17 protein-coding genes are annotated in these 19,050 nt (G+C 43.2%); 9 read left to right on the top strand and 8 right to left on the bottom strand.

Translation table 11 applies throughout. From position 1 onward, the window contains the following. Positions 1 to 106 precede the first annotated feature (106 nt). A complete protein-coding gene (gene zapB, locus AACX38_RS07655; protein ID WP_099120868.1) occupies positions 107 to 349 on the bottom strand; it encodes a cell division protein ZapB in 243 nt (80 codons plus the stop codon). 393 nt (positions 350 to 742) lie between these two features. Here zapB and AACX38_RS07650 point away from each other — a divergent pair, with 393 nt between their 5' ends. Together AACX38_RS07650 and glpK are read left to right on the top strand one after the other, a co-directional pair. Beyond that, on the top strand, positions 743 to 1,540 hold the full coding sequence (locus tag AACX38_RS07650) for an MIP/aquaporin family protein (protein ID WP_228863890.1): 798 nt from the start codon (positions 743 to 745) through the stop codon (positions 1,538 to 1,540). A 70-nt stretch (positions 1,541 to 1,610) separates the two neighbouring features. Continuing rightward, the gene (gene glpK, locus AACX38_RS07645; RefSeq protein ID WP_099120871.1) at positions 1,611 to 3,134 is read left to right on the top strand and encodes a glycerol kinase GlpK; all 1,524 of its coding nucleotides are present in this window, start codon (positions 1,611 to 1,613) and stop codon (positions 3,132 to 3,134) included. 86 nt (positions 3,135 to 3,220) lie between these two features. Here the strand turns inward: glpK and emrD are convergent, their stop codons facing one another. Further along, positions 3,221 to 4,405 (bottom strand): multidrug efflux MFS transporter EmrD, encoded by a 1,185-nt coding sequence (emrD, locus tag AACX38_RS07640; RefSeq protein WP_228863889.1) that lies wholly within the window; start codon positions 4,403 to 4,405, stop codon positions 3,221 to 3,223. A 421-nt stretch (positions 4,406 to 4,826) separates the two neighbouring features. On the opposite strand from emrD, the gene fpr reads away from it, so the two are divergent. Continuing rightward, positions 4,827 to 5,573 (top strand): ferredoxin--NADP(+) reductase, encoded by a 747-nt coding sequence (gene fpr / locus AACX38_RS07635; RefSeq protein WP_099120875.1) that lies wholly within the window; start codon positions 4,827 to 4,829, stop codon positions 5,571 to 5,573. Positions 5,574 to 5,732: 159 nt separating this feature from the next. Here the strand turns inward: fpr and AACX38_RS07630 are convergent, their stop codons facing one another. Next, positions 5,733 to 6,179, bottom strand: a complete 447-nt coding sequence (locus tag AACX38_RS07630) for a DUF805 domain-containing protein (protein WP_099111239.1) — start codon at positions 6,177 to 6,179, stop codon at positions 5,733 to 5,735. A gap of 77 nt (positions 6,180 to 6,256) precedes the next feature. Here AACX38_RS07630 and AACX38_RS07625 point away from each other — a divergent pair, with 77 nt between their 5' ends. Further along, positions 6,257 to 6,877 carry a DUF1454 family protein gene (locus AACX38_RS07625; protein ID WP_099120877.1) on the top strand — a complete coding sequence of 207 codons (621 nt, stop codon included), beginning with the start codon at positions 6,257 to 6,259 and terminating at the stop codon, positions 6,875 to 6,877. A gap of 117 nt (positions 6,878 to 6,994) precedes the next feature. Further along, on the top strand, positions 6,995 to 7,762 hold the full coding sequence (gene tpiA / locus AACX38_RS07620) for a triose-phosphate isomerase (protein WP_099120878.1): 768 nt from the start codon (positions 6,995 to 6,997) through the stop codon (positions 7,760 to 7,762). Positions 7,763 to 7,825: 63 nt separating this feature from the next. On the opposite strand, the gene AACX38_RS07615 is transcribed toward tpiA, so the two are convergent. The 5 genes from AACX38_RS07615 to AACX38_RS07595 form a co-directional block, all read right to left on the bottom strand. Beyond that, positions 7,826 to 8,878 carry a sulfate ABC transporter substrate-binding protein gene (locus AACX38_RS07615; RefSeq protein WP_370630616.1) on the bottom strand — a complete coding sequence of 351 codons (1,053 nt, stop codon included), beginning with the start codon at positions 8,876 to 8,878 and terminating at the stop codon, positions 7,826 to 7,828. Positions 8,879 to 9,068: 190 nt separating this feature from the next. Further along, the gene (gene pfkA, locus AACX38_RS07610) at positions 9,069 to 10,046 is read right to left on the bottom strand and encodes a 6-phosphofructokinase (RefSeq protein ID WP_099125614.1); all 978 of its coding nucleotides are present in this window, start codon (positions 10,044 to 10,046) and stop codon (positions 9,069 to 9,071) included. Between the two features lie 212 nt (positions 10,047 to 10,258). After that, complete coding sequence (gene fieF, locus AACX38_RS07605) at positions 10,259 to 11,158, bottom strand: CDF family cation-efflux transporter FieF (protein WP_228863888.1); 900 nt, start codon at positions 11,156 to 11,158, stop codon at positions 10,259 to 10,261. Between the two features lie 36 nt (positions 11,159 to 11,194). Beyond that, the gene (locus AACX38_RS07600; RefSeq protein WP_228863887.1) at positions 11,195 to 12,139 is read right to left on the bottom strand and encodes a phosphatidate cytidylyltransferase; all 945 of its coding nucleotides are present in this window, start codon (positions 12,137 to 12,139) and stop codon (positions 11,195 to 11,197) included. Next, positions 12,136 to 12,777 carry a lysophospholipid acyltransferase family protein gene (locus tag AACX38_RS07595; RefSeq protein ID WP_228863886.1) on the bottom strand — a complete coding sequence of 214 codons (642 nt, stop codon included), beginning with the start codon at positions 12,775 to 12,777 and terminating at the stop codon, positions 12,136 to 12,138. Before AACX38_RS07595 ends, AACX38_RS07600 begins: the two co-directional genes overlap by 4 nt. Positions 12,778 to 13,038: 261 nt before the next feature. Here AACX38_RS07595 and rfaL point away from each other — a divergent pair, with 261 nt between their 5' ends. From rfaL to AACX38_RS07575, 4 genes are all read left to right on the top strand, one after another. Beyond that, the gene (gene rfaL, locus AACX38_RS07590) at positions 13,039 to 14,250 is read left to right on the top strand and encodes an O-antigen ligase RfaL (RefSeq protein WP_228863885.1); all 1,212 of its coding nucleotides are present in this window, start codon (positions 13,039 to 13,041) and stop codon (positions 14,248 to 14,250) included. A gap of 853 nt (positions 14,251 to 15,103) precedes the next feature. Then, on the top strand, positions 15,104 to 15,796 hold the full coding sequence (cpxR, locus tag AACX38_RS07585) for an envelope stress response regulator transcription factor CpxR (RefSeq protein ID WP_228863884.1): 693 nt from the start codon (positions 15,104 to 15,106) through the stop codon (positions 15,794 to 15,796). Beyond that, the gene (gene cpxA / locus AACX38_RS07580; protein ID WP_228863883.1) at positions 15,793 to 17,163 is read left to right on the top strand and encodes an envelope stress sensor histidine kinase CpxA; all 1,371 of its coding nucleotides are present in this window, start codon (positions 15,793 to 15,795) and stop codon (positions 17,161 to 17,163) included. Before cpxR ends, cpxA begins: the two co-directional genes overlap by 4 nt. Positions 17,164 to 17,480: 317 nt before the next feature. Beyond that, on the top strand, positions 17,481 to 18,791 hold the full coding sequence (locus AACX38_RS07575; RefSeq protein WP_228863882.1) for a nucleotide sugar dehydrogenase: 1,311 nt from the start codon (positions 17,481 to 17,483) through the stop codon (positions 18,789 to 18,791). Positions 18,792 to 19,050 lie beyond the last annotated feature (259 nt).

Genomic DNA, 19,050 nt, shown 5'->3' with positions numbered 1-19,050 from the left:
CCAACTATCATTCCTGAGCATTGATAAAAAAGGGCGCAGTAATTATCGCCCTTTTTTTGCAAAATAATTTCTGCAAAACTCTCTTTCGGTAAAGCCAGCGGATACTTTATTGCACGTCTTCCATTTTACCCAACAAGGTACGTAAGCGTTCCTGCCATGCTGATTGTTCTTGTTTGAGCTGCTCATTTTCACGTACCAGTGAATCACGGTTGTCTGTCGCATTCTGGACATCCTGAGATAACACTGCGTTCTGTTCTTTTAATTCTTCAATTTCCATTTGCAGCAAAGTAATGGTATCAATTGCCTGCTGAACTTTAGATTCCAGCTTTTCAAAAACTTCAAATGACATTCTCGAGCCCCTCTTATAAGCAATGCCTTGATTGTATTTAGCCTGTTAACGCCTGTCTAGTTTCATACTTCTAATGTGTGGCATATACCCTTCATCTTACGAGCTACCTTCTCGTTCACTATACGAACGAAGAAACCCGAAATCTACCGGGTATGACGAGAAATATAGTGACTAATCCTAAATGAAGATAAGATCACATTTTAACGATGAATAAAACCCCAATTAAATGCGAATTCGCTCATTTTGTTGACGCAACACGCAGATTTCAATTTCGCTATTTCTCGTTTCCGCTCATTAACGATAAATTCACACTACCTTTCTCTGCGTAATCAGAACGCAGCAAGAAAGGACTAATAATTAATCTCCTCTCTGTACTTTTTATAGGATATAGAAATGGGCCAGACCACCACTCCAACATTATCAGGTCAATGTATTTCAGAGTTTCTGGGTACAGCATTGCTTGTTTTCTTCGGCTTAGGCTGTGTTGCTGCTGCACGTCTTGCAGGTGCACAACTTGGACTGTGGGAAATCAGCATTATCTGGGGCTTTGGTGTTGCCCTGGCTGTTTACCTTACTGCCGGCATTTCTGGTGCACACCTTAATCCCGCAGTAACTATCGCTCTATGCCTATTTGCCAGTTTTGACAGAAAAAAAGTACTTCCTTACATCATTGCCCAAATGCTAGGCGGTTTTGTCGCCGCAGCTCTTGTCTATATGATGTATTACAACCTTTTCCTTGATTATGAGCAAGTTCACAACATTGCTCGTGGGTCGCAAGAAAGTCTTTTCACGGCTGGCGTCTTTTCCACTTACCCTGCAACACAAATATCCGTATTCCATGCATTTATTGTTGAAGTTATCATCGCGGCTGTTTTGCTTTGCCTGATCCTGGCTCTGACAGACGACGGCAACGGTATTCCACGTGGCCCTTTGGCACCACTGACTATCGGCATTCTGATTGCCGTTATCGGTGGTTCTTTTGGTCCTCTGACCGGATTTGCACTGAATCCCGCTCGTGATTTTGGACCTAAATTAGTTGCTTATTTTGCCGGATGGGGAAATATTGCTCTGACCGGAGGTCGGGACATCCCTTATTTCCTTGTTCCATTGGTAGCCCCTATTATTGGCGCCATTCTGGGTGCATTTGGTTACCGCAAATTAATTTCCCGCCATTTACCACGTGAAAATTAGTTTTGCCTATATTTAGAAATGATAACAGATTAAAAAATAAAAAATTATTAAATAAGACCAGGTTATAGTTATGACAACAGAAAATATCACTGATAAAAAATATATCGTTGCGCTGGATCAGGGAACAACCAGCTCAAGGGCGGTGATTCTTGATCACGATGCCAATATTGTCAGTATTTCACAACGTGAATTTCCACAAATATACCCTAAACCAGGCTGGGTAGAGCATGATCCGATGGAAATCTGGGCCAGCCAAAGCTCAACGCTGGTTGAAGTATTGGCAAAAGCCGATATTCGCTCAGACCAAATTGCCAGTATCGGGATCACGAATCAACGGGAAACAACGATTGTCTGGGAAAAAGAGACAGGTAAACCCGTTTACAATGCCATTGTATGGCAGTGTCGCCGAACAGCCGATATCTGTACCCGCCTGAAGAAAAAAGAAGGCCTGGAAGAGTATATCCGTCATAACACTGGTTTGGTTATCGACCCTTACTTTTCCGGAACAAAAATAAAATGGATTCTGGATAATGTTGAGGGTGTCCGCCAACGTGCTGAAAATGGGGAGCTACTATTTGGTACCGTTGATACTTGGTTAGTCTGGAAAATGACACAAGGTCGCGTACATGTTACCGACTATACCAATGCTTCCCGCACGATGTTGTTTAACATCCATGACCTCGACTGGGATCAGAAGATCCTCGATGAACTGGATATTCCTCGCGTGATGCTGCCAAAAGTTGCGGCCTCCTCTGCAATTTATGGTCAGACTAATATCGGCGGTAAAGGCGGTACTCGTATTCCTATCGCAGGTATCGCAGGCGATCAGCAAGCCGCACTGTACGGCCAGCTATGTGTCCATCCGGGCATGGCAAAAAATACTTATGGCACTGGATGCTTCCTGCTGATGAATACCGGCACCGATGCAGTACGCTCCAGCCACGGTTTGCTGACCACTATAGCCTGTGGCCCACGAGGAGAAGTGAATTACGCTCTGGAAGGTGCCGTGTTTGTGGGAGGAGCATCAATCCAGTGGCTGCGTGATGAACTGAAACTGATCGCTGACGCAGCAGACTCCGAATACTTCGCCACAAAAGTACAAGACAGCAATGGCGTTTATGTTGTTCCGGCCTTTACCGGGCTTGGCGCACCTTATTGGGATCCGTATGCCCGTGGTGCCATTTTTGGGCTGACCCGCGGAGCAAACAGCAACCACATTATCCGGGCGACTCTTGAATCAATCGCTTACCAGACCCGCGATGTACTGGATGCAATGCAGGCTGATTCCGGCGCACGTTTACAGGCGCTGCGCGTAGATGGTGGAGCGGTCGCGAATAATTTCCTGATGCAGTTCCAGTCTGACATCCTCGGCACCCGTGTAGAGCGTCCTGAAGTTCGTGAAAGTACTGCATTAGGTGCGGCATTCCTTGCTGGTCTGGCTGTCGGCTTCTGGAAAGATCTTGATGAAGTGAAAAGTAAAGCGACCATCGAAAAAGAATTCCGCCCAGGCATAGAAACCACAGAGCGTAACCACAAATACAATGGCTGGAAAAAAGCCGTTGCCCGTGCTCAGGAATGGGAAGACCGCGCTTAAAAAGCGTATACATGCGAAAGCTCTGACGCTAATCTGTCAGAGCTTTTTAATATCCGGTGAATTCAATACACAGCGCAATAAGTATCTCAGACAGTACGTTCCTGCTGCTGGATCCTCTGAGAGATTGGCAGCCAACACAATAAAATAAGTAACGCCATACAGAACATCAGCATACCCACGCTGAATTGGCTATTTTGTGGCAGCATCGCCGATAACCATGTAGCCACGCCAGAACCTACATTCTGTAATCCGCCCACCAGCGCACCCGCGGCACCCGCCAGATAAGGGAAGGGTTCCATCGCACCCGTCGTCGCCAGCGGAAATAACATACCCGCTCCAAAAAAGAACAGCGCAGCCGGAAGCAATAACGTCCAGACATTCATAATGCCGAACCAGCCGGGCAGCCACATCAGCGTCCCCGCCAGCAGGCAGCACATAACAGCATTCCACACCAGCTGATAAAACGTTTTGTTTTCACGCCCTGCGTACCATGCCCCCAGAAATGCGGCAGGAATAGGCAGAATAAACAAAATACTGACCGTTAAACTATCCAGCCCTAAAACAGCTCCGAGCAAAACGCCACAGCTAGCTTCAAACACGGCCACTCCCGCCAGACCGCCAATCAGCATAATCAGATAAGAAACAAAAATGCCATTGGATAGCAACTGATGGAAAGAAACCAGCATTGTATTCTGCGTTGTCTGCTCCGGGCGGGTTTCCGGGAAATGCCGGAGTAAAAATAGAATCACGCCTGAACCCAGCAACAATAAAAACCAATAGCAGGCACGCCAGCCAAAATAATGGCCCACGACACCACCAATCATCGGCGCTAATAACGGGCTGACCAGTATCGCCATATTCAACAGACTATTAGCACAACGCAGTGATGCCCCGGTGTATAAATCTCTTGGCACAGTACGTATCATTACGCCTGCGACTCCCGTTCCCAGCCCCTGAAATACACTGACTAGCACCAATGCCAATAAACTGGAAGAAAACAGTGCACATATCGTAGCAACCAGAAAAACTGACATTCCTGCTAAAATGACGGGGCGACGACCGACTTTATCCGACAGTGGCCCATAAAAGAGCTGTGAAAACCCATAAGCGAACAAATAGGCCGCCATAACCCGTTGAACTTCCCCCGCCGGCTTGCCGAAGCTATTCGCTATATCAGCAATCACCGGAACATAAATTGTCTGAGTCATCTGCCCAACAGCAGCTAACGCAATTAACATCAGCAATAAATTGAAATGTGCTATTTTTCTCATCGCATTTACATACAATTTTATTTAAGCAAAATATACCGCCTGATTAAGGTACATTCTCTATCAATCAGATGGGTATAACGGCAACAGCGAAGCCCTCAGGTTATTAATGAACAAACCTGACTACAGACTTCACTAGATTAAATTTTCCCGAGCAATGTATATTTTTTATCGGCAGTATACAATTTTACATGAGGAAAAAATTGCAGTCATATTACCCTGCAATGTCAATAAAAGTGTACATATCCATCTTAAAATACAACGAGAATACAGTTAATTAGACTGCAACACGTAATCGATAAGCCTATTTCCCTCAATCGCGTAGAATCACCAGTTGATGAGTCACTCACTCCGTACAATTTCATTCTGTAAAATTTTATTTCGTATAATTTTCTTTCGTAATAGTGCAGAGAGGCTAAATGCAATGGCAAACTGGGTTACAGGAAAAGTCACTGACGTCACCAATTGGACAGATTCACTATTCAGTATCAAGCTACATGCACCAATAGAAAAATTTACTGCTGGCCAATTTGCAAAACTTGCTCTCGAAATTGAAGAGGAACGCATCCAGCGGGCCTATTCTTATATCAACGCTCCCAATGACAATAGCCTTGAGTTTTATTTAGTCACTGTACCGAATGGAAAACTCAGCCCTCAGCTTGCCACTTTGCAGGTCGGTGATGAAGTTCTGGTAACAGAACAGGCAGCCGGTTTTTTTGTTCTTGATGAAATCCCTGATTGCCAAAACCTTTGGATGCTCTCAACCGGAACGGGTATAGGGCCTTATCTTTCCATTCTCCAGCTGGGAAGTGATTTGGAGCGGTTTGAAAATATTATCTTAGTTCATGCGGTCAGGCTGGAGCAGGATTTAAGTTATTTACCTCTCATGCGGCAACTGGAAAAAATGTTTCAGGGGAAATTGCGGATCCAGACCATCGTTAGCCGGGAACAATGCCAGAATTCGCTAATGGGGAGAATTCCGGCACTGATTGAAAATGGTGAATTGGAATCAGCTATCGGCTTATCAATGCAGGCAGAAAACAGCCACGTGATGTTATGCGGAAACCCCCAGATGGTCAGAGATACCCAACAATTGCTTAAAGAACAACGTGGCATGACAAAGCACCTGCGCCGTAGGCCGGGGTATGTGACCAGTGAGCAATACTGGTAGTATACACTTCGTCTTTCAAGTTGCCTCTTTGTTGGCTGCGCTCGCTCACCCCAGTCACATAGTAATCTATGCTCCAGGGGATGAACTCTCTTGCCGCCGCGATGCATCTTGAAATCCATTGTGTATATTCATAAATCAACTCATTGGATATATGACCATTTAATGTTTTTGTGCAGAATTGCCGGCAGAGATGTACTCAACCATTTCTGCCGATTCACCAAAACGGTTTGCACCTTCCGTACCCCGGAATACTCCACAGTCCAGTATGATCATGACAAAAATCAGTGTCGGGATAAAACGGCCAATTCCCCACTGCCATATGGGTGCTAGCATATTCCAGTCGAGAGAGAGCAAAAACCAGGCCAATATCAGCAATAACGCCCACCCTCCGCGTTTATTGCGATCATGCAGGCGCTTCGAAAAAATCGCCGCTGTCGGATACAATATCAGTGCCGTGCATACTGCCGCAAAATTCATGGGGAGAACATTCATTCCATGCAGAGTGAGGAGAATAAAAATCAGAGCAAAACAGATACCAATTCCGATCCAGAACTCCCGTCGACCGATGCGACCTTTGAATGAAAATCCCCATTGTTGTAATGTCATGTATTCTTTCCCAATTGTGGATACTGTTTTTCTGCCATTGACACTTTTTCCGCGACTTACATTCGGCGAGTAACAACATGAAAACAGGCATAAATAAACTTCTGCTGACAATATTAATCGCTTTTGGTATCGGTTTACCATTCTCAAGCACTGCAGGTGAGCCTTCTGTCACACCAGATCTGCGCCCACAGTTAATGTATCTCCTGCCTGATTCCCCGACTTTTGAAGACAATATCCCGGCCTTCCGGGAAAAATACAATAAAAGTCATCCTGATATTCTGCTGCATGAATATAAAGTTATTACGAGCACCGATATCTCTCTGCCTTTTATCCGTGCTGCCAGCAAGATCAACGAAAAAATCTACTCTTCCGCCGTACTGGAAAGAGGCAGTGAAAAAATTAAGAGTCTGCAAATTACATTACTGCCATCCCAACTCGCACAGGAAAAAGAACAAAATCTGCTCCTGACGAAAAAGTATATCGCCGCCATAACCCGCCAGTTTGAGCCCACACTTTCTCTGGAACAGGCTCAGACACAAACAGAGAAACTTTTTAAGATGGCGGAAACACAACCTTTTTACAGTCTAAAAATCGGGGCGATACGCTATATCATCGTAAACAGCAGCGAAAATATAATGACCTTCGCTATTGAACCGATTAAGCTATCACTATCTGACGTACCAGCAAATGAAAATTAGTGACATAGCGCAGAGCTATTCGAGCCGATGATCTTTATACTGTCGGCCTTTCGCTATTCACGAGAGCACATTCATTTAGTTCGCAATTTGATTATTTTTCTGGTTGGAGGGAAAAACATGCGACATCCATTAGTTATGGGTAACTGGAAACTCAATGGCAGTACCCACATGGTTAACGACCTGATTGCAGGCCTGCGTAAAGAACTGAGCAACGTTGACGGCTGTGGCGTCGCTATTGCACCACCAACTGTTTATGTCACTCTGGCAAATAATGCACTGGCTGGTAGCCGTATCGCACTGGGCGCTCAAGATGTAGGCGTTAATCTTTCCGGTGCATATACAGGCGAAACATCCGCAGAAATGCTGAAAGATGTGGGCGCAAAATATATCATTATCGGTCACTCTGAACGCCGTACTTACCACAAAGAAAGCGATGAGTTCATTGCGAAAAAATTCGCTATTCTGAAAGAACAAGGGCTTATCCCGGTTCTGTGTATTGGCGAAACTGAACAAGAAAATGAAGCAGGCCAGACAGAAGCCGTCTGTGCGCGCCAGATTGATGCCGTTCTGAACACACTGGGCGCAGAAGCGTTTAAAAACACCGTTATTGCTTACGAACCTGTCTGGGCTATCGGCACCGGAAAATCTGCTACTCCTGCACAAGCACAGGCTGTTCACAAATTCATTCGTGATCACATTGCTAAACAGGATGCGGCTATCGCTGAGCAAGTCATTATTCAATACGGTGGCTCTGTTAACGCCAGCAACGCAGCAGAATTATTTACTCAGCCAGATATCGATGGTGCTCTAGTTGGCGGAGCATCACTGAAAGCTGATGCATTTGCCGTTATCGTGAAAGCAGCAGCTGAAGCGAAAAAAGCCTAAGAGCTTACAAAGATAATCGCCACCGCAGAACGCCGTGGCGATTATCCTTTTCTTACCTGTCAGTTAACGCCGAATAATCTCATCAAATACCCCACCTGTGGCAAAGTGTTCTTTCTGCGCTTTTTCCCAGCCACCAAATACGCCATCAACTGTGAATAACTTCAGCTCAGGAAAAACGGCACGGTACTTTTCGATAATCGTTTTATCACGAGGACGATAATAGTTTTTTGCAGCAATTTCCTGCCCAACCGGTGAATACAGATATTTCAGGTATTCTGTTGCCAGCTCACGCGTGCCTCGCTTATCGACAACTTTATCGACTACCGCTACAGTTGGCTCTGCCAGAATAGACATACCCGGAGTGACAATTTCAAATTGCCCTTTTCCCTGCTCTCCGTTATCTAAAGTATGAATTGCCAGTAATGCTTCATTTTCCCATGCAATCAACACATCCCCAATCCCACGCTCAACAAACGTATTCGTTGCGCCACGGGCACCTGAGTCTAAGACTTCAACATTTTTATACAGTGCCTTCACGAAGGCTTTTGCCTTAGATTGGTCCTGATTATTATGAGCCAGCGCGTATCCCCAGGCAGCCAGATAATTCCAGCGTGCACCACCGGATGTTTTAGGATTCGGGGTTACAATCGAAACATCAGGCCGGATCAAATCTGACCATTCTTTGATATGTTTAGGGTTTCCCTTTCTTACCAGAAAAACAATAGTGGATGTGTAAGGCGCTGAATTATCGGGTAAACGGTGAAGCCAATTTTTGGCAATCCGGCCACGCTCTGCAATCGCATCTACATCATAAGCCAGAGCCAGTGTCACCACATCTGCCTGAAGACCATTGATAACTGAAGTTGCCTGTTTGCCTGAACCACCGTGTGATTGCCGGATTGTGACCCGATCTCCGGTTTTCTGCTGCCAATATTGGCTGAATGCCTGATTATATTGCTGATATAACTCACGCGTCGGATCATAAGAAACATTCAGGAGCTGTAAATCTTTCGCCCAGGCATTTCCTCCGGTCAGCATGACCAGCAATAGCACCACTAAGGGGAAATACCGGCTTATTCTCCATTTTATCCTCTTCCATTTCATAGGCGTAATCATCGGAAATGCTCTCCTCAATATTGGGTATGATTTTCATCGTAAAATTGACAGAAAGCGTTATGCCGCAGAAATAATTTTAAATTCCCACTTATTCATTATGGGAATATGGCGTATGAAAAGGAGAGAGATAAAAAGAAAAACAGCCATATAAATATCATATGGCTGTATCTGAAAAATGCGCTTATGGAGGTTAGTAAAGTTTCTTCGCTGTTTCTAACCAATCTTTCTTGAAGATACGCTGCATATTCTGCACCGCATCAATAATGTCATGGTGAACAAGTTTTTCGTTCTGGATACCAACACAGCGGCCGCCACACCCTTCCAACAACAGTTGAACAGAATAAGCTCCCATACGTGATGCCAGAATACGGTCATAAGCCACTGGCGCACCACCACGCTGAATATGACCTAATACCGTTGCCCGCGTTTCGTGGCGTGTTTCCGCTTCAATATATTTTGCCAGCTCATCAACATCGCAGACATGCTCCGTAATCGCAACAATGGCATGGCGCTTACCTTTCTGGATACCAGCTTGAATTTCAGCTAACAATTCTTCGCGATCAAACGGAATTTCACGTTCAGGCAGCACGATAAACTCACACCCACCTGCAATTGCAGCAGACAACGTCAAATCACCACAATAACGTCCCATGACTTCAACAATAGAAATACGCTTGTGGGAGGTTGAGGTATCACGCAGACGGTCAATAGCTTCAACAACCGTATCCAGTGCTGTAAAATAACCGATGGTGTAATCTGTTCCCGCAACATCATTATCAATTGTACCGGGCAGGCCAATGCAGGGGAAACCCGCCTCAGTCAGTTTTTTCGCTCCCAGATAAGAACCATCACCACCAATCACCACCAGAGCATCAATTTCATTTTTACGCATGTTTTCGATAGCAATTTCACGCACTTTATCATCCCTGAACTCAGGAAAACGTGCGGAACCTAAAAACGTGCCGCCACGGTTAATCATGTCGGAAACACTGTAGCGATCGAGCTTTTTCATCCTGTTTTCATACAACCCCAGATAGCCATCATAAATACCATAAACCTCTAACCCTTCGGTTAAAGCGGCACGAACAACTCCACGAATAGCGGCGTTCATACCCGGTGCATCTCCACCGCTCGTTAAGACTCCGATTCTTTTAATCTTGTTGATCATGATGACCTCTGACTTATAGATGTAATATTTGCCTAATCTGCTGACTGCCCTTCCAAAAGGGAAGGTTCACGACGATTATTTCACTCAACTTTTGATTGCCAATTCATTAGCTGAATTGATTCAACCGCGCCCATGATACGGAAAAACATTCAGTCTGCATCAATCTTTTGTCTACTTTTTGACATTATTTTGATTATGAATAAATTCTTCTATCAATCCCAATTGTTTTTACGTTCATCAGGAACAACAGAGTCAGGATCCTGATGGATAATAATATCGGCACCGGGAAACCTATCACGCAATTTATTTTCAATTCCTTCGGCTAAAGCATGAGCCTGTACCAACGGTAAATTATCATCTATCTCAAGATGAAACTGAATAAACCTCGTCGGACCCGATTGACGGGTGCGCAGATCATGCCCGCCGGAAACACCAGGGTAATTCCTGATAATCTCTATAATCTCCTGCCGTTCCTCATCTGGCAAGGCACGATCCAGTAAAGACTGAATCGCATCGTATCCCATTCTTAACGCGCTATAGAGAATATACACACCAATTCCCAATGCGAATAAAGCATCTGCTCGTCGGAACCCGTAGACACTCAAAACCAATGCCACCAAAATCGCGCCATTCATTAATAAATCAGACTTGTAATGCAACATATCGGCACGAATGGCCTGACTTTGAGTTTTATTAATCACCCATTTCTGAAAAATAACCAGACAGCTTGTTGAAACAATAGCAATGATGATTACCCAAACACCCACAGCGGCATGCTCTAAAGGCTGGGGAGAAAACAAATGCTGAAAACCTGTCAAAAACAGAAAAATCGCTGAACCGGAAACAAACATACTTTGGGCAAGAGCAGCCAGTGACTCGGCCTTACCATGCCCAAACGTATGTTCTTCATCCGCTGGCTGAAGGGAATAACGCACGACAAAAAAATTAGTCAGAGAAGCAGCCAGATCGACCAGAGAATCTACCAGTGCCGCCAATAAACTCACCGAGCCGGTAAACCACCAGGCAAAAATTTTCACGACTAACAATACACTGGCCAGTATTGTCGCCACCAGTGCAGCAGTACTGACCCATCGGCCATAATTAATACCCATATTCACAGCCCTCAGAGTTATTCAGGATGGTCTGTATCAGGTATAAAAATAGCGCGTTAAATGGAAAAATATAGGGGCAGAAAAGCAAAGAGAATCGATTCTGTCCAACATACCGCCGTGGCCTTCAATAATCTCACCAAAATCTTTCACGCCGCTGTCACGTTTGATCGCTGACATACACAGTCCACCGATGAACCCCATCAATGTAACAGCCAGTGACATCCCTCCGGCTACCCACGGAGAAAATGGCGTTATCCAATACAGCGACATTCCCAGCAATACCGACGCTAAGATACCGCCGATAAACCCTTCAACCGTTTTATTCGGGCTTAATTTCGGTACAATCGGTCGCTTGCCGAATAATTTACCGAACACATACTGCAAAACGTCAGACATTTGCGCCACAATCATCAAAAACAGCAATAGCTTGATATTCTGCCCCTGATATTCCGCGATATCTAACATCAACAAAGCCGGTGCATGGCTAATGGCAAACACCGTTACCAACATTCCCCACTGTATTTTTGCCGTACGTTCCAGAAAGTGAGTTGTATCACCGACCAAAGCAATACGGGCCGGTAAAAACAGAAAAACATAAACAGGGATAAACACCGAAAACAGCCCGTACCACTGCATTCCAACTAACACATACTGAACCGGCAGAAAACCGAAGAAACACCAGAAAAGTGCCTCATGATCACTACGACGAGTCGGGGTGAGAGTGATAAATTCACGCAGAGCAAAAAAAGACATAACAGAAAACAACACAACGGACCCGATTGGCCCGATAACTACGGCCAGCACACAAACAATACACATCATCCACCAGCCACGAATACGGGCATTCAGATTATCGATGGTTGCGTTCCGTTTTTCTCCTGAATAACAGAGTGACAGAATACCGCCAATCACACTGGCAATAATCAGCACCCCAAAAATTCCGCTAAACAACAACATCAAATCATGATCTATCCCTGTCATAACACCAGCTCCTCCAATGCAGTCTGGGCACGTTGTAAAAAGACTTCCTTACTTTCATCATCCGCCAATTTATCCAGAGGCTGACCAAATGTCGCCGAACAAATAACGGGGATTAAGATCCTTTTTCCTTTTGGTAAAGCACGATTTAAATTTTCCAGATAAACAGGGATAAGTTCAGCATCAGGATATTTTCGGGCCAGATGATACAGACCGCTCTTGAACGGATTGATTTGCTCACCATTCCCACGAGTTCCTTCCGGAAAGATAATCAAAGACTCCCCTTGCGCCAGAACACGCTCCAACGGTGCCAGAATTTCTTTTCTGTTACTGTTTTCCCCCTGACGCTCGATCAAGACAGCACAAAATACCTTATGAATAAGATATCGGCGCAGTTTGGTTTTATCCCAATAATCACGAGCTGCAACCGGATGTACTAAATGGCGCAATACCGATGGAAGACCTGACCAAATGACTAATCCATCCAGATGACTGGAGTGATTGGCATAATAAATCCGGCTCTTTGTCGATGGCTGGCAACCAACCCATCGCACACGTACCCCCGTCAGGACACGACACAGGCCCGATAACATCGCCCCCATGCTTCTCGACAGTAAACTGATTTTATGAATTTTTCCCATATAGGGTATCCCTATCCCTTTTTATATAGAGTAACAGTGATAAGATTTTTTAATTGAACAGACTGGGAAGGTAAGATAATCAAGATTGGCTAAGATAACAACAGGCCTATAGCTTATAACAAGAACTGAAATACCCCATAATTTACGGCTTACGATACCTGCCTGACGGAATTTACATGATTGCCCTGTTATTTCTTCGTGCCTCAAACCCTAAAATAATAGAGAATACCCGCTAAAATCCGTGTTTGTTCAGGTATGGTTATGTTTAAAGAAACAATCAGAAATCATTTATCTTGGAGTACGTTTTTCGTAGGAGGGTACATTTCACTCGTCTACGTTACAGGTGTTACTCGTTATAAAAACTTATTCTTTGCTTTGATAGCACTGGCTGCACTCTACTGGATTATAAAAAACCCTAAAGGATGCCTCGCTGCACTGAAAAATAATCTTGTGTTGGCTTTGGGAATATTCACACTAACCACTATTTATTCTGTCATTATCTCTCCTGACCCAAAACTCAGCTTCCATGAGATAAAAACACCTTTTTTTAGAGACGTGGTCCTTTCTGCGATACTGATTACTTTGGCTCTAAGCCAGACTGATAAATTGAAAATCAAGAAAATGATCATCGGTTCATTTCTGCTTGGATTACTCTTTATCACAATGAAAGAGATGTACCTATTTTATCAGGACTATCAGAACGGCATTATGCCTTTCACTAACTACAATCACCGTAGCGTATCTGATGGTATTGTCTTCTTCTTCCCCGCATTAGTCGCCCTTTGGCATTTTCAGAAGCCCAAGAATTATATCCGCCTAACGCTGACGATTTTACTGATTCTATCAGTATCTTTTGTACTGTTAGGTACACTTGCGAGAGGGGCGTGGCTGGCTGTTTTCGTTATGTTTTTCATGATGATATTGATGAATAAAAACTGGAAAACATTGTTTACAAGTATTATTGTTATTTGTATGGCTTTATTCGCTATTAAACATGGTTACCTCGCTAAAGAAGCTACTTTAAATTATAAGCTAACTCAAACTGATAGCAGCTATCGGTACACCAACGGCACACAAGGCTCAGCACTCAACCTAATTCTGGAAAACCCTCTCAAAGGTTATGGTGCAGGCGGTAAGATCTACGACCAAATTTATAATGATAACGTTAAAAACTATCCAACCTGGACATTCAAAGAATCCCTAGGGCCACATAATATTTTTCTGACCGAATGGTTTGCTGCCGGGATATTAGGATTAGGAGGGTTTCTGTTCTTGATATTTGCTTACCTGAAACAATCAGGTAAGCAGTGGAGGCAAGATAACGGCTGTTATAAACAAGCTGCACTAATTTTGCTCACCTCTTTCACTGGATATTTTATCGTGAGAGGAAACTTTGAAACCGTTCACCTAAACACCTTGGGTATTTATTTCGGCTTGCTGCTCGCACTCTGTCAGAAAAGGCTGAATGAGTAACCAAAAGCAACTGTAGATATCAAAAATATCCACACGTAGAAAATTTTATTTTTTCTACAGTTGCTTAACGAAAAATGATCTATCTGATTTTAAATCAAATTAAGGCTAAGATGCAGATAAAAAAAAGCCCCGAAACGGGGCTGAAAGACAGGGATGGTGTCTATGGCAAGGAAAATCGTTATTGATACTGTTTTATAGATAGTTATAACAGCATCAGTACAAATACCGGGTAGTTCGTGCCTGATAACATCTCTGGAACTGTTTTTCTTGCTCAGGCGTCATCACTTGATACATCTGATTGCGAATACGCGCAAACGTCTGCACCGATATCAACATCATATCTTGCTATTTTTTCAAGCTGCACTATAACCGCAACTTAATCAAAATTCTTTGTTACCAAAAGGCCGTATATCTTCTGATCTTCTATCTGCATATCCGTTATTAATCGCTCATACAGATACCGTTTTTTCACCAGAACCCACATCACCTACCGCTGCTTTTCAGTTAATGTGATTCCCCCAAAGACACAACTATAGTTATAGTTACGCAGAAAGTTGCCAGAATCACTGTTGTCATATGGCAGACAAAGCGATGAATCAACCTCAGAGTCGTTACACGTACCCAACAGTTTCGGCTAGAGCCATCATCGTTCCAAGAACGGGTATTGACGCTAAAGCTAACATTGCTATTTTACGCACTTTTGGTAATTCCTCACTTTATCGAATAGCGCTATTCGATTCAGTGCGGGTAATATAGCCCCACGGCTGCAAACTAGCGTCAGAGCATGTAAAAGAACGTAAAGTCATGGAATAGCAAAATTTGTTATCGTATTTTGCTCTCGGAGGAAGAATGAATGCATAAGATATTATTAGTTGATGATGACCGCGAACTGACAGCTTTATTGAAAGAACTTCTTGAGATGGAAGGGTTCAATGTGGTTATCGCACATGATGGTGAACAGGCATTACAATTTATAGACTCTTCAATTGACCTTCTGCTGCTGGATATTATGATGCCGCGCAAAAATGGCATTGAAACCCTGAAAGAGCTGCGTCAATATCATCAGACTCCCGTTATTATGTTAACAGCGAGAGGAAGCGACCTAGATCGAGTTCTGGGGCTGGAACTGGGCGCCGATGATTACTTACCTAAACCATTTAACGATCGCGAACTGGTGGCCCGTATACGCGCGATTCTACGTCGTTCCAACTGGAGTGAACAACAAGCCGACAACAGCACACCTATACTAGAAATCGATAAGCTACAACTCAATCCTGGACGTCAGGAAGCCAGTTTTGACGGCGATATTCTGGATTTAACCGGTACAGAGTTCACACTTCTCTATTTGTTAGCTCAACATATTGGGCAAGTTGTTTCTCGTGAACATTTGAGTCAGGAAGTATTAGGAAAACGGTTAACACCTTTTGACAGAGCCATAGATATGCATATTTCTAACCTTCGACGTAAATTACCTAACCGGACTGATGAATTACCCTGGTTCAAAACACTACGTGGGCGCGGATACTTAATGGTTTCAGAGAAATGATTAATAGTTTAACAGCGCGCATATTTGCAATCTTCTGGCTGACACTGGCACTTGTCCTGATGGTGGCACTGATGGTGCCCAAGCTGGATTCCCGGCAATTAACTCCGCTATTAGATAGTGAGTACCATCAGGGAAATCAGTTAGCCAGACATATTGAAGCAGAATTGACCCGCCATCCCCCCAGTGATCTATTCTGGTGGCTAAGGCTGGATCGTGCCATAGTCAAATGGGTGCCACCGGATCAACGCTTATTTCTCGCAACCGGAGAAGGACGCGTTATCAGTACTGAGAAGCGCGATACGCAGCTCGTGCGCAATTTTATGGGGCAATCAGATAACTCCGACCACCCTAAAAAGAAAAAATATGGTCGTGTCGAAATAATGGGACCATTTTCAATACGAGATGGTGAAGATTACTATCACCTTTACCTGCTTCGCCCGACCAACAGTCCACAATCAGACTTTATCAATCTGATGTTTGATCGTCCTCTTCTGTTACCAGCAGCAACTATGCTCATCAGTGCGCCATTACTCTTATGGCTGGCATGGAGTTTGGCAAGACCCGCACGTAAACTAAAAAATGCAGCAGATCAGGTAGCAAAAGGTAATTTAAAACAGCACCCAGAACTGGAATCAGGCCCACAGGAATTTCTGGCAGCCGGCAGCAGCTTTAACCAGATGATTAGTGCACTAGAAAGGATGGTAACTGCTCAGCAACGTCTCATATCCGACATTTCCCATGAACTGCGTACTCCCCTTACCCGGTTACAGCTCGCTACAGCATTATTGCGCCGCCGTCACGGAGAAAGCAAAGAGCTGGAACGTATTGAAACAGAAGCGCAGTTACTGGATAGCATGATTAACGACCTGTTAGTACTTTCCCGTAACCAGCATAAAAACGAACTACTGCGTGAAAACATCAAGGCTAACAAGATATGGAATGACATACTGGAAAATGCCAAATTTGAAGTCGAACAGATGCACAAAACACTGGACATCGTTTCACCACCCGGCCCTTGGGTTATCTACTGCAACCCAGCAGTACTCGGCAGTGCACTAGAAAATATTGTCCGCAACGCTCTCCGCTATTCCAAAAGCCATATTGCTGTTGCATTTAAAGCTGATAACCATGGCGTAACAATTACCGTTGATGACGATGGTCCGGGAGTCAGCCCTGAAGACCGTGAACATATCTTCCGACCGTTTTATCGTACGGATGAAGCAAGGGATCGGGAGTCAGGGGGAACTGGTTTAGGGCTGGCGATAGTAGAGACAGCGGTAGAGCAACATAGGGGCTGGGTGAAGGCAGAGGATAGCCCTTTAGGCGGGTTAAGACTGGTAATTTGGTTGCCGTTGCATGGGAGATAGATAATGACCTGACTAAAATTAAGCTAATAACAGCATGTAATAATTAAAGAAAAAAGACTATTATACTTGACCTTGAGGCGTTGAGGCTCTAACCTCGTCTCGGTTTAATACAAATTGTTGATGTGATTATTTTTGTTAAGGGATAAAGTTCTTTTATATTAATAAAATAGCATCCATATAGGCACTCTGGGAGCCGTAACCTAGTGCGGTAGCTTTGATATTTAGTCATACCACAAAACTTCTATTCAAAACCCTATATCCACCCTTCCTATCTTTTAAAATGATTATTTTTATACGATATATTAAAGGCTTATTACATGTCATTTCTGAATCAATTAATTAACAAGTTTAATAATAAAAGTGCAAATATAGCTATTGTTGGGTTAGGATATGTCGGACTACCTTTAATGCTAAGATACAGTGATGTTGGTTTTAAAGTTATCGGTTTTGATATAGATAAAAACAAAACGGATAAGTTAAGTCAGGGACTAAGTTATATTGAGCATATTTCTTCCTCTAAAATTCAAAAGGCCATAGAAACAGGTTTTGAAGCAACAACAGATTTTTCAAGAATTTCCGAATGTGAAGCAATTATTCTCTGTGTACCAACTCCGTTAAATAAATACAGAGAACCTGATATGAGTTTCGTCATAAATACCACAGATATGGTGAAGCCATTCTTAAGATCAGGGCAAGTTCTTTCTCTAGAAAGCACAACTTATCCAGGAACAACGGAAGAAGAATTATTACCACGAGCAGAAGAGAATGGTCTAAAAGTTGGTGAAGATGTATTCCTCATCTACTCACCAGAACGTGAAGATCCAGGTAATCCTGATTTTGAAACTAGAACAATTCCAAAAGTCATTGGTGGACATACAGAAAACTGCCTCAAAGCAGGTATTGCTCTTTATCAACCAGCTATTGATAAAGTTGTACCTGTTAGCTCTACAAAAGCAGCAGAAATGACTAAATTACTAGAAAATATACATAGAGCCGTTAATATAGGTCTAGTAAATGAAATGAAGCTAGTTGCAGATAAAATGGATATTGATATACACGAAGTCATCAGGGCGGCGGCAACAAAACCATTTGGCTTTGTACCTTACTATCCAGGCCCCGGATTAGGTGGTCATTGTATACCAATCGATCCTTTCTATTTAACATGGAAAGCCAGAGAGTACGGTATTAACACCCGTTTTATTGAGCTATCAGGTGAAGTGAATTCATCAATGCCAGATTATGTTGTTACTAAAACAGTCTTAGCTTTGAATAAAGCTAATAAATCCATTAACGGAAGTCGTGTGCTTATTTTAGGGATTGCATATAAGAAAAATGTTGATGATATGAGAGAAAGTCCATCAGTCCATATCATGGAGAAATTGAGAGATTTAGGTGCGTTAGTAGAGTATTCAGATCCACACGTTCCTGTTTTTCCTAAAATGCGTGAACATCACTTCGAATTAACAAGTCAGCCTATGACTGAAGACAATTTAAACGAATTCGATTGTGTTATTTTAGCAACGGACCACGATAAATTTGACTATGACTTAATAATTAATAATGCAAAATTAATTGTTGATACTCGTGGAAAATATTCTCCTAATCATAACAATGTAATAAAAGCTTAATTAAAAAATACGACCACCCGAATTTCACCCATATTCCTTGGTTGTTAAAAACAATCAAGGAATGAAACCAAGAAGAAAAATAAAATATGAATATAGAAAAACATGACAGAATTATATCTCCATATTTGATTTATAATTTATTTAACATAGAGGCAAACTTTCGCCCATTCAATGGAATCGGTGATATACATTCCAATCATGATACAAACTTGTTAAGCTATATTAAAGATGATAAATACATTCATATATTAAATCAAAA

It is taken from the genome of Xenorhabdus sp. PB30.3, from assembly GCF_963895965.1.
GTDB classification, from domain to species: domain Bacteria; phylum Pseudomonadota; class Gammaproteobacteria; order Enterobacterales; family Enterobacteriaceae; genus Xenorhabdus; species Xenorhabdus stockiae.
The sequence above is the reverse complement of the archived record's forward strand: the minus strand, read 5'-3'. Positions and strand labels throughout refer to the sequence as shown.